Here is a 12,947-nt window from a genome sequence, read left to right on the forward strand (position 1 = left end):
TGTTCCAACAGAACAACAATGAATTGACTGTGCCAAAATCAAGTAAACTTGATTCTGATTGGTCACTCAGTTCATTGATAAATCTTTTTTGATTATCATCAACGAGTGCCCACACAGATTGATAGGTTTATATTGTTAAAGAGCGTTCCTGTCGAACAAGACCGTTAAGTCCGTGTCGCTAGGGGTGCGAATAATACGCTTTAGCTTTTAAGAGTCAAGAGTTATTTTTAACTATCTTTCTCTTTCAACTAGTAACTCGTTTGTGAGGCTTGCCTCACTCCGTGTCAGTGAGGCGGCATTATAGGGAGGTTTTACAATGTGACAAGTTCTTTTTTAAAATCACCTTTCATTCGCTCAAAAAGCCACCAATGTCGCGTTTTATTGAATAAAACTTCAACATTTGAAGGTTATCACAGCAATTGGTTGGAAAAACACCAAGCATAAACGTAAGATTGATGTGTCTATTTTGTTAATCCTAGACATCCTTCTTCTTTTACTTGATATGTAGTATTCCAATATGAACTCTAATAAATCGATTTTACTGGTTGCATCTCTTGCAATAATAGGCGCAATCCTTTTTTCTCTGGTCGCGCTTTCTCCCGCAATTACTTTTGTTCTTGGTGTTGTCTCTTCCGCTCTTGTTTTTAAATTTTTTGGCAGCAAAACGCTAACCGATGATGAGGAGTCAAAACTCTCAACGAAAACACTGTATGTCGGTAACTTGCCATACAAAGCGAATGAAGCTCATGTTCGTGAACTTTTTGCCAAATATGGAGAGGTCTTTGCCGTACGTTTGATGAAAGATAAGCGAACGGGCAAAAGGCGTGGATTTGGCTTTGTTGTGATGGCTTCTGCAAATGTAGATGGTGCTATTTCAGCTTTGAATGAGAAAGACTATATGCAGCGTACATTAAAAGTACGTGTGGCGAATGATCCTAAACATCCTGATGACGATATGTTTGAACAGGAGTAAAACCTAAGTGAGCTAATCGGCTATTGAGCGCGCTTTCTTCCCAAGGAGGTGCGCTTGATAATATCTTGTGTTGTTTGATTTTGCATTGTGGCTCGCTTTTCACGCCCAATAGCTCTTGCACACGACGAGCAATAGCTTCTCCGGAATCAACTAGCACGACACTCTTCCCTAATACGGCTTGGATCTCTTCTTTTATTAATGGGAAGTGTGTACAGCCAAGGACCGCCACATCAATACGGTTCACCAAAGGGCTAAGAATCTCTTTTAATTCTGCAAGATCGACAGCTTTGCCCCTCAATTTTTCTTCTGCCATATCTACTAAGCGTGTTGACCCTAGCAATTCAACATTCTTGTCAGATGAGAAATCTCGAATCAAATCGTGAGTGTATTGACGAGTGATAGTCGCTGGGGTAGCAATGAGTCCCACGGCTTTATTTGCCAGTGACGATGCCGGTTTAATCGCAGGGACAACCCCCACAACTGGTACAGCAAGACAAGAACGCAGCTTGGGTAAGACGATGGTGCTTGCGGTATTACAAGCAATAACGACCAAATCAATGCGCTCTTTCACAACGACATCGCTTACCAACCTAACCACACGCTTAATTAACACCTCTTGATTGAGCTCTCCATAAGGATAAGCTTCATTGTCAAACAGGTAGATGTAGTTTAATTGTGGTAGTTTGGCTTGGACCTCTTGATAAACCGATAACCCACCAACACCAGAGTCAAAGATAAGCACATTAAGCTGAGACGGTTGCGACACTCTGAGCACCTTATAATGAAAACGTTCCGATCATACTCGCTCTTTATCAATTGGCAATGCTCTTGCTCGGTATCTTTGGTGACAAAAACGTTCCCCCAGTTGGAGATGCGTCAACTCTAACTCCAGTGTTCCACCCAAAAAACAGGGCGCGTCGGTGACCAGTGTATGAAACTCGCCATTTTCGCCACACGGGTCAACCTTTGCTGGTAAAGAATCAATAAACGCTCGTCCATAAGGTTGTCCACAATAGTCTGGCGTGAGGCTGTGACCATCTGTCGTCATCACCATGGTTTGGATGCCGCGATTTATGATCTCTCGCGCAAGAGCGCTACTATCTTCGCCTAACAAGGGCAACACACACTCCCAGCCAGCCGGTTCAATATAGCTTTTGCGATACTGCGCAATACCGTTACAGAACATATCGCCAAAAGCAACGGCGTCTATCTCTAATCCACTTTGTTTTAATGCGCTGATGATGGTCGATTGATAAAGCTCGTTACTTGGAAATACGGCAGGCAGCTCTATTTTGACAACGGGTAATTTTAAAAGTCGTGCTTGTAGCTCAATTACATACAAAGGGGTGGCTTGAAAGGGCACTTCATCTTCAACATAAGTGGTAAAAATGCCCACCACACAATAACGGCTATCTTCCAGTAATCGCTCTAAAGTGAGGGTTGAATCTTTTCCACTAGACCAACTGACAATAACGTTCTTTTTCATCATCACACTCGCAAAGTAAAAACCGCCCACTGGCGGTTTCAAAAATTAGAATTGATAAGCAACGTTGAGGTAATAAGCTCGCTCTGGCGCTTTGTAACCAATCGCCGTTTCATACTGCTCGTTAAATACGTTATCGATTCGACTGCGAACAATCAGATCATCATTCATCCAGTAGCCAACCGACATATCCCATAAGTTGGTTGCGGAAATGTAGTCGTCACTCATGGGCGATGCTGTTGGAAGATCAAGCCGTTTGCCTGTGTAAGTATAGGTAGCGTTAAACTCAAACTTACCGAGATTCATTGAGCTGATCCATTTATAATTTTGCTTTGCACGACGTGCCAGTTGGACATCGTTATCATCTTTGTGATCTTTAAACTCAGCCACAACCGTATGGTTAACAGGCCCAGTATCAAAGTTCACATCAAACTCTAAGCCTTTAATCCGAGCATCAGTGTTGTCTGAATACCAGTCATCTGAAGAAGAGGCTGGTTTATACCAAATGATGAGGTTATCCACTTTGTTGTCATAAGCAGACAGATTCCATCTTGCAAACGAATAGACACCCGAGATGCCGAGCTCTACATTTTTTGACTCTTCCGGTTGTAAGTCTGGAGTAGTGCTTAAATCTGAATACGTTGGTGCCTTAAAAGCAGTACCGTAAGTAGCGCGCACAAAATGAGCTTCGTTAAGTTGATACCCAGCCGCCACAGACCAAGTTGTATAATTGTCATACTGATCGTATTCGTCATAGCGAATATTGGATTCCAACACCCAGCGATTGACATATAACCGACCAGAAGCGAACGCACCTTTGGTATCTCGGCTTTCACCCGCTAATTTATGAGCACTGCCACGATTTTTCGCGTCATCGGCAAGGCGTTCACGGCGAGCATCAATACCTGCACCGATTTCCGATGTTGATGTCAGTTGGTAGAGATTGGCCCACTGCAGCTGCGTAAGACTGATATTGGCCTTAGTGCTGGCATTTGCCCGACCTTCCGCCAGTGAATAATCTAAGTTCTCAGTTTGCTGGTAGTTCAAACTGACCAAGCTTTTTAACTGTTCATTGTGATAATTCAGTTGGCCAGTAACGCTTTCATTTTGTGAGTAACCCTGTTTAACCGAACCATAAGAGTCATATTGAGCATCACTGTCAAACCAGCTTGCAGAAACATAGCCAAGCCAATGCTTACTTAATTGATGCTCATAACCAGCTATCAGGTTTTGGCTATCAAAACCATATTGGGTACCGTTTCCCGTCTTTTTAATATCATAGCCATCGGTTTGTTCAAAACCTGCCGCTACTTGGATATGCCCTTGTTCGTTCACATCCGCTTTAGCCACTATATCGGCTTTTTTAGACGCAAGGCTGCCAATGCCCAGCGCTAGTTGTTTAGCATCATCGCCTCGGTGAGAGCGAGTGATAATATTGATCACACCGCCAATCGCATCAGAACCATAAACTGACGCACTCGGACCACGAATAACCTCTAGGCGTTCCACTAAACCAATCGGAAAACGGTTAATCGCCACACCACCTGCAGATGAATTGATACGAATACCATCCACCAATACCAACACATGATCACTGTTAGTTCCGCGCATAAAAATAGACGCATTGTGTCCTCGCCCACCATTTTGGGCGATTTCCACGCCGGGGACTCGGCGTAATACTTCGGTTAATGAGTTGGCTTGATACTGTTCGATCTCTTCACGTGACACAACGGTTACTGAAGAAAGAACTGAGGATTCGATTTGCTCGAAACGGTTAGCCGTCACCACGAGCGACTCTTCAGTGTTTTGAGCATAAGAAGAAAATGAGGCATACGGAAGCAGCGATGCTACAGCCGCCGCTAAAAGGGATTTATTCATATTGTGATCCTAATTCGCGTAAGTCCTACCAAATCAACCAAACGGTGGTATAGATTTGGCTGCTGGCAGGTATTCGGACTTGAGAGCTCTTGACCTACTAACCCGACTTCCCACAGCATTTTTCTGCAGTGTCATATTGGGTGTTCGTTCTCTCTTACCGCTGCGCGTCAGTTCTGGATTCACACCAGATTCCCTTTTCGGCCATCTATACCGCTAGATAGCACCAGCTGAGGGCGATACTATGGCTCTATTGATAATTTGTCTAGTACTGATTGGTGTCAGCTATTTTTGTTAGCTCGCAATTAATGACTAATTCAGGACAAAACTGGACAAGCGCGAGGGATTGAATAAAATCTGCGCTCTTTATTATTTGAATGCACCATACCCAAGCAAAGGTAATACCATGGCGACTCTTGATGTAAACCCACAACACTACCAGCAACAGTTGGCGGAAAAGACCGAGCGTCTGACCCAAATGTTCGCACAATACAACATGCCTCAGTTGGAAGTGTTTGAATCACCAGAGCAGCATTACCGTATGCGTGCAGAATTTCGAGTTTGGCACGAAGGTGATGAGCTTTATTACATCATGTTCAACCAAGAAACGCGTGAAAAATACCGCGTTGACCAGTTTCCTGCAGCCAGTCGTTTAATTAATGATTTGATGCCACTTTTGGTCGATGCACTTAAAGGCAGCGACTCACTGCGCCGTAAACTTTTCCAAGTGGATTTTCTCTCCACTCTTAGTGGTGAAGTATTGGTTTCTCTGCTTTATCATCGCCAACTCGATGAAGAATGGATAACCCAAGCAAAAGCATTAAAACAGCGTCTCAATGATGAGGGATTCAACCTCAATTTGATTGGCCGTGCACGTAAAATGAAAGTCGTGCTCGATCGAGATTTTGTGATTGAGAAGCTGAACGTACATGGTCAAAGTTACATTTATCAGCAAGTGGAAAACAGCTTTACTCAACCAAATGGTACTGTCGCACAAAAAATGTTGGAATGGGCCGTTGACTGTACGCAAGAGAGCCAAGGCGATTTATTAGAGCTCTACTGTGGGAATGGTAACTTTTCACTGGCATTGGCGAAAAATTTCGAGCGAGTGCTCGCAACCGAATTAGCCAAACCTTCTGTTGATTCCGCGCAATACAACATTGCGGCGAATAAAATAGACAATGTGCAAATCATCCGCATGTCTGCCGAAGAATTTACTCAAGCGATGGAAGGTCAACGTGAGTTTCGCCGTTTGCAACAGGCTGGAGTTGATCTCAAAAGCTATCGTTGCAACACCATTTTTGTTGACCCACCGCGCTCGGGGATGGATATCGATACCTGCAAAATGGTGCAAGGCTACGAGCGGATTGTGTATATCTCCTGCAACCCAGAAACCTTAAAAGAGAATTTAGATACTCTATGTGAAACACACAAAGTGACTCGTTTCGCTCTATTCGACCAATTCCCTTACACCCACCACATGGAAGCAGGCGTACTGCTAGAGCGCATAAAATAAGGGATTTAAAGATTTATTATTTTAGAAAAAATCGGGCTGGGTACGGCATGGGGTACGGATGGCATCCTGCCGATAACCGAATAAAAAAGAGGTGCAACATCGCACCTCTTTTTTATTGTCATCCCTAAACCACCGCTTTTAGCGTTGGTGATTGTTTCAAAACTCTATAGCCTAATTCGGTTAGTAACCTTAACTGACTGCAAAGTCTGGTTTTGCTGAAGAACCAAGTTATAAGTATTAGGATCACCTTCAGCTCGAATAGAAACAATCAATGAATATTTAAGAGGCTCCAATTCTTTTTGGACATCCCCTCCCTTCTCACGAGCATGATACTTGACATCAAATACAGGTTTTAACAATGTGGAGCGTTTAAACCGTTGCGTCCTAGAGATACATGTTTCCCACTTGTGCGCATCCTCTCGTAGTTCTTCTTCAGTTTCATATAGGTTACCAACAGAGAAAAACGATTTCGTATCTGCATGTGTAGCTGTGCCTGTAACTTTTTCTTCATGACCGCGAAAAACAATATCAAGACCACTTCTCGTATAGTGCAACGGATGCTCCGGATCAGTTATAGCATTGAAACAAAAAGTAGCCTTTAGATGAACCCATGTACAATCGATCCCCTCAGGCAATGGGATTGGAACCCTCAGATGCTGAGATTTTTTCAATTCGCCTTGGTACACTACGATCGCCTCATCATCTAAGCATTCGACAACCTCTTCAGGAGTTCGAGGAAGAGCTCCCCATCCAACTTCATTTTGCTCTTTTCCATCTCTATCTGCTTGATGAATCATCAGAGCTTTTACTGTTGAAGGAGTCAAAGCAAACTCAGTAATAGAATCTATACCTGCGGCAACTCTTAAAGCATAGGGAGCTGCATAGCTAGTACCCAAGGTTCCCACAATTGAGTGTGTTAGCGGAGAATAGACTTTAAATAGCTCATCATCCGAGCCACCGAATATAACTCCATCAGGCTTTACAACTCCAGGGCTTCGACCTGGTCCAATGCAACTATAAGATGCTCGCTTCCAGTCTAAGCCCTGTGAATTTGACGCACCAACAGCAAAACAATTAACCATATCGCTTGGAGGTTGAATTCTTGCGTATTCGCCCTCCAAATCACCATCATTTCCGATAGCAACAGTTGCGAAACAATGTCCGTCTTGTAGCAGTTTATCTATTACAGAAGTCCAAACATGTACGTCATCATCATCAATGGCTAATCGAGGTCCCAAACTAAGGTTAACATACTTATATTCCTTTGTTTTTAATACACTCTCTATCCTTGTTAGTACATCAAACAAATCAGGATCTGTATCATCTGCAGATAAGACACGAACAATATCAACATTTGTGTATGGGGCATCCATCTGACTATTATTACCGTCATAAGGTCCAAATAGGTATGTAGAGCAAACTTCACTTCCATGAGCCAATAGGCTGGGATGACCGACTGTTACATCTGATGGAATATGTTCCGTTACCCATTGTCCTAGAACATGTTCTGTTCCAATTCCCCCATCGAAAATACAGACTTTAAAATCATTATTAAGCTCTTTAAATTCTGGTAAGGAGAACGTATCTTTAATAGCCATTCTTGTTGCTTCAGGACGGTTGAAACGCAACTTAGGCATACTTCTGAGAGCTCGAAGATGAGAAAATTCGGCAAGCTCATCTTCAGAACCATTTTTAATCGTTACAGGCAAAAATGTTAAACCACCAACGGTTTTAGAACGAGTCCAGTCAACAGCTCCCCCAAGCAGGTTCGAGTATTGCTCAAAAGAACTACGTATATATCCGTCATCCTCTGAAGCATGTAAAACAACTTCTAATTTCAACTCGTCTTGTTCGGGGTCAATGTATTTGATCTTTTCATCGGATCTTATTGAACTCACGTCCTCAAGGGACTGGATAAGTTCTTTAGTATTGTCCGGTAACACATCATTTTTGATGCTATTCAGCATTGCCTCAAATTTACTTCGAGTACCAGAAACAAAAATGCATGAAGTTAAGCCTTTTTCTGGATGCTTTATCACAGCCCATTTTCTAGGCTTTATTCGCATAGATTTGGAGCCCACATCTTTAATATCGTACTTATTAAACAAGCTCGTAGGATAGTATGATTTAGCTAAATATGATGGATGTTGAATGAACTTTACTACCACCTCACCATTTGGGCATTGAACCAAAGGCTTGGAGTCTATGTCCTCAAGAATAATAGATAGATCCCGTACCAGTCTTTCTCGAGCTTCAGCAAACGAATATGGGTGCTTTTTGTCGCCACCACCTGACTTAACTGTCACTTTGCTGGTTAACGTTTCACCATAGCCAATAATAAAGTTCTTCATAGTATCCATTACCTCTTCAGCGAATCTTCAATCGACCGTTTTACAGTAGGTCGACTTATACCCAATTTGGCTGAGATAGCTCGCTGAGAAAGCCCCTGTTCATGAAGCTTAACCACCATCGCTTTTTTCTCATCAAAATTCAGTTCTTCGTAATAGTTAACGCTTTCCTGTCCAGCTAAGGCTCGTAAAGAGATAGCAGAAATAACACTAGCTCTTTTCTCCTGAGTAAGTTCTCTATCAATATCGCTAAATGACATTCCATCAAACTTATCTATATCTTCACTCTTTCCATGCGGTATATCTGGCCAATACTCCCGAAGATAGTCGTTGATCATGCTCCGAGATGGCATAGAAAACGTAATCTCCATATCAAAGCGTCTCCAGATTGCAGGATCTAACAACTCTCCATGGTTCGTAGCTGCAATCAAAAGGGATGATGACGGCCATTCATCAATAGTTTGAAGTAAAACCGTTACAAGTCTTTTTAATTCACCAAGTTCTCTATCATCATCTCTTCGCTTAGCTATCGCGTCGAACTCATCTAACAACAAGACACATGGGAAAGACATTGCGTGCTCTAATACAGCTCGAACATTGCTGCCTGTTTTTCCTAAAAAGCTACTCATCACTGTAGCTAAATCCAAAACTAACAGAGGTAGTTCTAACTTGTTGGCTAGCCACCTAGCAGACATCGTTTTACCCACACCTGGAGGACCTTGAAAAATCATCGATTTGGTTGGCTGTAGTCCCTCAGAAAGCAACGCATCTTCATATTTTCTTTCTAATAGCACTTGCTCGAATAGTTCGCGGGTATCCTCTGAGTATATAGGGGCTCTCAACCACATTGCAGGTTCCTCGACCCTAATAAGACTTTGTCGACTATCAGAGTCTACAGGCAGTGGTTGCCTCCTTAAATCTCTACTTCGAAGAGCGTCAGATTCCAACCTTTTTGTCAATTGCTCATAAAGTGAAGCATTGCTCACCCTTATCTTCGAGGCTAACTTTCTAACTGCCATTTGTCCGATAGACTTATCACCTTTCAAGGCTGCATCTACCAAACTCAGAATAACTTTATCTTCCATCGTAATAGCTCACTAAAAATAACAACAGCATAATGGTAAGTTCATGAGTAAATCTTACCACAAAAAACCCAAAGATTACCACTATAAATATAAATATTTACCACTTAAAAATACAAAATGGTAAACCAAAAACAAAGACAGTACCGCTAAACTAAAGCAACACCTTTAACCTAAAAATCTTCAGGCATATGTCATCAATGTGAAATCCCATCATTGATTCCGACAGGAGCCTGAAATGAATCCCAAAACTTCCGATTACCAAAAACAGCAACGCTATCAGGAAAATGAAATCCTAGAGCATGCCGCTGAGATACTGGCGACACGCTACGTGCGTGGTGACGCCCTCACGAACCCTGATGCCACCAAAGAGTATGTGCGCTGTAAGCTAGGCAGCCATGAGCGTGAAGTGTTTGCCTTATTGCTGCTGGATAACCAAAACCGACTGATTGAGTTTAAAGAGCTGTTTCAAGGAACGGTGGATGCGGCCAGCGTCTACCCACGTGAAGTGGTGAAAACGGTGTTAGAAGTGAATGCCGCCGCGGTGATATTTGCCCATAACCATCCATCCGGTGACTCAACGCCGTCTCAAGCCGATAGACGCATAACCGAAAGACTCAAGGACGCTTTAGCGCTGGTGGACGTTCGCGTACTTGACCATATCGTGACAGGCGATACCTGCACCTCGTTTGCTGAAAGGGGGTGGTTATGATTGAGCAACATTACGGTGAGCTTTCTATTGATGACGCTTTACATACGTCACTGGAAGCCCTTTTGAATCGATACACTCTCCCAGAGAACGCTGAACGACTCGTGCTGAACTGCCGCCAACTGAGTTACTACCGACATCGACAAGGTTTGCATCCCATTGAGGTGCAACTTAAACGTGAGTCAGCCTCTAGTCCTTGGTTGGTGGTGTTCTTTGCCAGCTTCTCTTATCCCGATGACAACAGCACAACCGTTGAGCCTGAGTTGTACTTTCACCTTGATAATCACTGGTGCTATCAACCCGATGTAGGAAGCACGGATTTATCCTACCCTGAGGTACAAGAGCTGCTCTCGGTATGGATGAAAGCCTTTGCTCGCCATCTATCCAGAAACGTCTTTGATGACGTGCAACTGACGATGGTCGGTACGTTCCACTAAATTCTCACTCTCTCATTTCTTATTTGAATCCTGAAACAAGGAGGACTCACTATGTCCAAATTAACCTTCACAGCATCATCACTACCTGTGTCCAAGAAACTACATAAGCTGTTAAGTGAACAGTTCACCGCTCATTTGCTGAGTAATGAAGCACTGACCACCAGCCGTTATCTGGTGTTTAATTTTCGCGATAAAAGTTACAGCGCGGATGAAGGCGGTTTTCATCCGGTTGAGATGGCGATTTGCCAAACCTCGACAGGAGAATGGAGTATTGAGTACATCACTGACTTTGCTTACATGGGCAACTACTACCCAGAGCTAGAGCGCAACTTGGATTTTGATTTTCGGGTTGGACAGTTCTTTGTGGCCTATCGTGGCTGGCTACCAATACAAGGTAGCCGTGATGCCAAAGAGCTGTATCGGCTATGGGAGAATAACTTTCTTGCCTATGTCGATACGGACGCCTACAACGAGATAGCCGTCACCCCGCAATAACTCATGACTTCCCTTCTTCTACAAACCATCAAACTTGTCACTGCCCTCATCTCGCTGTTTTCACTTTCCCCGCTCTTCGGTGCCATCGGAGCCCTATCCAGTTTAGGGTTTCTGGTGGTGCTGTTGATTGGGTTATTGGCAGCGATTGCAGAGCTCAGTGATAAGCATAAGCCTCGTTAATGTTAATCGGCTCACGCTTTGGTGATGCCGATTGATGCTGTTTTCACCGTTGGACATTATGTGTCTGACCCACCTCTATTCTCCCGACATTAAATGTCCGACTCCGGTGTGGAGCTTTGATGTATTGAGAGCGTAGTCATGAGCAATAAAACCAGCATTGAAGGGTTATCCGCTTTGCTGCACACGCTGATGCTTATTCCTCAACATCGATGGATCACCGTTAGGGAGTTGCAGCAGCAGTTAGCCCTACTCGATATCCACCGCACCACGCGCAGCATTAAACGCTACCTCGATGACATCATTGTGGAAGTGTTTAACGTGGAGTGTGATTCGATGAGCATGCCCCATGTTTATCGCAAAACCTCAGAGCAGTTACTGAAGCTCAACAAGCAGGAAATGCTCTATTGGCAACTGACCAACAAGTACTTACTACCGCTGGTTCCTGATGCACTGAATTATGGGCAAGGGTCCTCCTCGGAGAGAGACAAACCCTTGCCACACAAGGGTTCAGCACATTCAAAAGAGCAAGCATGGTTAGCCAAAGTACATGTGGCATTGCCCACGATTCGCGAGTGGAGTGACGAGCAACGGCAAGTGTTGAATGCGGTACACACGGCGTTACTGCACAACCGTATGCTCAAGATATCTAGCCAAGTATTGCAGCAAGAGAAGGCGCTCATTGAGCCACTGGGACTCTCGGTTCAGTGTGACGCGCTCTTGCTGCTCTTTCGATTATCCGGTCAACACACGATACGCACCCTAGCCTTGCCCTTGATTGATGAGGCCAGTGTATCGACGTTTTCTTTTACCTATCCGACTGATTTCAATCTTGAGCGGTTCATGCGTGAACACGATGGAGTCAGTACATCCTGAATTTCACTCACCGATAAGGAGAGCACCGTTATGACATTAGCCAACACCCTACTCCGATACGCCGCTATGACCATCCTGTTTATCGGACTCACCGCTTGTGGCGACCAAGAAGAGACTCAAGCAGCAACAGCAGATATTGAAGTGTCGATATCTGCTAACCCTCACTGGGGAACATTGGTTTTTGACCTACAAGCCATCACCGACAACACCGTAATCAGCAATGTGGTGATTAACCGAGGCAACTGCCGATTACCCGCAGGCACCACCTCAGAGCTATCAAGAAACGTTTCATTGAAGTTCGGCCAGACCTACACCGGATACAGCAACAACTGCACTGTGGACAGCGTGAAAGAAATCGAAGTCACTTCCAGCGCTGGCACCTTTGTTTACACCTTCTAACTCTTAATTCCTCAATAACAAACTCAACCAACTCGTAAGGATCAACCATGAAAAAGTCATCTCTACTTATCACTACAGCGTTAGTTTTCTCTGCCTCTTCCGCCTTTGCTGGTGGAACACTGGGCGGTAATCCATCCGCGGATTCGGGTGCAGTCAACGTCAGTATTGGCAAATGCACTCAATACAAAATGGATGTGAAAGCTGCACAACAGGAAGGTAAGGACGTAGCGAGCATCACCGTTCCTGAAGGCTGTGAAGCCATCAAAGCTTAAGCAAAGGTAAAAAAACGAAAAAGGGGAGCGATATCGCTCCCCTTTTTTATAAAAAACTAGAGTGTTTGATCTCAGACCAAAAATAAAAAGACAAGATCGAAAAAGGCCACTAAAAAGTGGCCCTTCGAAAAAGTTCGCTAACGGGGTCAATGACCAACTGGCTTCACACCATTCCGCGCTTTCAATCAAGTGACGTAACCGTCATGTCAGTTATTATAGTTAACTTGCCTTCATGGTCAATGCTTTTTTTAATAATTTAATAGCAAGCTAAACTCAAAGCAGTGTATCTCAACCATCGAAAGCGT

The 12,947-nt window shown here is 43.8% G+C and carries 14 protein-coding genes and 1 riboswitch; of the genes, 9 read left to right on the plus strand and 5 right to left on the minus strand.

What is annotated here, in order from left to right:
- The first annotated feature begins 517 nt into the window (after window positions 1-517).
- Window positions 518-973: an RNA recognition motif domain-containing protein gene (locus tag AACQ21_RS00605; protein WP_017044858.1), complete on the plus strand. Its 456-nt coding sequence runs from the start codon at window positions 518-520 to the stop codon at window positions 971-973.
- On the opposite strand, the gene murI is transcribed toward AACQ21_RS00605, so the two are convergent.
- From murI to AACQ21_RS00620, 3 genes are read right to left on the minus strand one after another with little or no spacing between them, the layout of a single operon-like run.
- The gene (gene murI, locus AACQ21_RS00610) at window positions 936-1,739 is read right to left on the minus strand and encodes a glutamate racemase (protein WP_026028593.1); all 804 of its coding nucleotides are present in this window, start codon (window positions 1,737-1,739) and stop codon (window positions 936-938) included. The two genes, AACQ21_RS00605 and murI, sit on opposite strands and share 38 nt — an antisense overlap.
- 30 nt (window positions 1,740-1,769) lie before the next feature.
- On the minus strand, window positions 1,770-2,459 hold the full coding sequence (locus tag AACQ21_RS00615; RefSeq protein ID WP_049785465.1) for an ATPase: 690 nt from the start codon (window positions 2,457-2,459) through the stop codon (window positions 1,770-1,772).
- A 45-nt stretch (window positions 2,460-2,504) separates the two neighbouring features.
- Window positions 2,505-4,334: a TonB-dependent receptor domain-containing protein gene (locus AACQ21_RS00620; RefSeq protein WP_013855458.1), complete on the minus strand. Its 1,830-nt coding sequence runs from the start codon at window positions 4,332-4,334 to the stop codon at window positions 2,505-2,507.
- Window positions 4,335-4,381: 47 nt separating this feature from the next.
- Window positions 4,382-4,577, minus strand: a riboswitch (cobalamin riboswitch).
- A 160-nt stretch (window positions 4,578-4,737) separates the two neighbouring features.
- On the opposite strand from AACQ21_RS00620, the gene trmA reads away from it, so the two are divergent.
- Window positions 4,738-5,847 carry a tRNA (uridine(54)-C5)-methyltransferase TrmA gene (gene trmA, locus AACQ21_RS00625; RefSeq protein ID WP_105977107.1) on the plus strand — a complete coding sequence of 370 codons (1,110 nt, stop codon included), beginning with the start codon at window positions 4,738-4,740 and terminating at the stop codon, window positions 5,845-5,847.
- A 164-nt stretch (window positions 5,848-6,011) separates the two neighbouring features.
- On the opposite strand, the gene AACQ21_RS00630 is transcribed toward trmA, so the two are convergent.
- Both AACQ21_RS00630 and AACQ21_RS00635 read right to left on the minus strand, forming a co-directional pair.
- A complete protein-coding gene (locus AACQ21_RS00630) occupies window positions 6,012-8,207 on the minus strand; it encodes a S8 family peptidase (RefSeq protein WP_105977108.1) in 2,196 nt (731 codons plus the stop codon).
- A complete protein-coding gene (locus AACQ21_RS00635) occupies window positions 8,207-9,280 on the minus strand; it encodes an AAA family ATPase (protein ID WP_000389723.1) in 1,074 nt (357 codons plus the stop codon). The genes AACQ21_RS00630 and AACQ21_RS00635 overlap by 1 nt, the downstream gene beginning before the upstream one ends.
- 235 nt (window positions 9,281-9,515) lie before the next feature.
- Between AACQ21_RS00635 and radC the strand changes: the two genes are divergently transcribed.
- From radC to AACQ21_RS00670, 7 genes are all read left to right on the plus strand, one after another.
- On the plus strand, window positions 9,516-9,989 hold the full coding sequence (gene radC, locus AACQ21_RS00640; RefSeq protein ID WP_105977109.1) for a RadC family protein: 474 nt from the start codon (window positions 9,516-9,518) through the stop codon (window positions 9,987-9,989).
- Entirely contained in the window at window positions 9,986-10,423 is a 438-nt protein-coding gene (locus AACQ21_RS00645; RefSeq protein WP_181185560.1) for a DUF2787 domain-containing protein, read from the plus strand. Before radC ends, AACQ21_RS00645 begins: the two co-directional genes overlap by 4 nt.
- Window positions 10,424-10,474: 51 nt before the next feature.
- Window positions 10,475-10,918 carry a DUF2787 domain-containing protein gene (locus AACQ21_RS00650; protein WP_105977111.1) on the plus strand — a complete coding sequence of 148 codons (444 nt, stop codon included), beginning with the start codon at window positions 10,475-10,477 and terminating at the stop codon, window positions 10,916-10,918.
- Window positions 10,919-10,921: 3 nt separating this feature from the next.
- Complete coding sequence (locus tag AACQ21_RS00655) at window positions 10,922-11,098, plus strand: hypothetical protein (RefSeq protein WP_105977112.1); 177 nt, start codon at window positions 10,922-10,924, stop codon at window positions 11,096-11,098.
- 138 nt (window positions 11,099-11,236) lie between these two features.
- Window positions 11,237-11,971: a WYL domain-containing protein gene (locus tag AACQ21_RS00660; RefSeq protein ID WP_105977113.1), complete on the plus strand. Its 735-nt coding sequence runs from the start codon at window positions 11,237-11,239 to the stop codon at window positions 11,969-11,971.
- Between the two features lie 30 nt (window positions 11,972-12,001).
- Complete coding sequence (locus tag AACQ21_RS00665) at window positions 12,002-12,370, plus strand: hypothetical protein (RefSeq protein WP_105977114.1); 369 nt, start codon at window positions 12,002-12,004, stop codon at window positions 12,368-12,370.
- 47 nt (window positions 12,371-12,417) lie between these two features.
- Window positions 12,418-12,642, plus strand: a complete 225-nt coding sequence (locus AACQ21_RS00670) for a hypothetical protein (RefSeq protein ID WP_095465731.1) — start codon at window positions 12,418-12,420, stop codon at window positions 12,640-12,642.
- The last annotated feature ends 305 nt before the right edge of the window (window positions 12,643-12,947 follow it).

The organism is Vibrio sp. V01_P9A10T6, assembly GCF_963877065.1.
GTDB lineage: Bacteria > Pseudomonadota > Gammaproteobacteria > Enterobacterales > Vibrionaceae > Vibrio > Vibrio anguillarum.

Bases quoted from the DNA above. Each gene is read 5' to 3' on its own strand.
- AACQ21_RS00605 (WP_017044858.1), top strand. From the start codon at position 518: ATGAACTCTAATAAATCGATTTTACTGGTTGCATCTCTTGCAATAATA.
- AACQ21_RS00615 (WP_049785465.1), bottom strand. From the start codon at position 2,459: ATGAAAAAGAACGTTATTGTCAGTTGGTCTAGTGGAAAAGATTCAACC.
- AACQ21_RS00620 (WP_013855458.1), bottom strand. From the start codon at position 4,334: ATGAATAAATCCCTTTTAGCGGCGGCTGTAGCATCGCTGCTTCCGTAT.
- trmA (WP_105977107.1), top strand. From the start codon at position 4,738: ATGGCGACTCTTGATGTAAACCCACAACACTACCAGCAACAGTTGGCG.
- AACQ21_RS00630 (WP_105977108.1), bottom strand. From the start codon at position 8,207: ATGGATACTATGAAGAACTTTATTATTGGCTATGGTGAAACGTTAACC.
- AACQ21_RS00635 (WP_000389723.1), bottom strand. From the start codon at position 9,280: ATGGAAGATAAAGTTATTCTGAGTTTGGTAGATGCAGCCTTGAAAGGT.
- radC (WP_105977109.1), top strand. From the start codon at position 9,516: ATGAATCCCAAAACTTCCGATTACCAAAAACAGCAACGCTATCAGGAA.
- AACQ21_RS00645 (WP_181185560.1), top strand. From the start codon at position 9,986: ATGATTGAGCAACATTACGGTGAGCTTTCTATTGATGACGCTTTACAT.
- AACQ21_RS00650 (WP_105977111.1), top strand. From the start codon at position 10,475: ATGTCCAAATTAACCTTCACAGCATCATCACTACCTGTGTCCAAGAAA.
- AACQ21_RS00655 (WP_105977112.1), top strand. From the start codon at position 10,922: ATGACTTCCCTTCTTCTACAAACCATCAAACTTGTCACTGCCCTCATC.
- AACQ21_RS00660 (WP_105977113.1), top strand. From the start codon at position 11,237: ATGAGCAATAAAACCAGCATTGAAGGGTTATCCGCTTTGCTGCACACG.
- AACQ21_RS00665 (WP_105977114.1), top strand. From the start codon at position 12,002: ATGACATTAGCCAACACCCTACTCCGATACGCCGCTATGACCATCCTG.
- AACQ21_RS00670 (WP_095465731.1), top strand. From the start codon at position 12,418: ATGAAAAAGTCATCTCTACTTATCACTACAGCGTTAGTTTTCTCTGCC.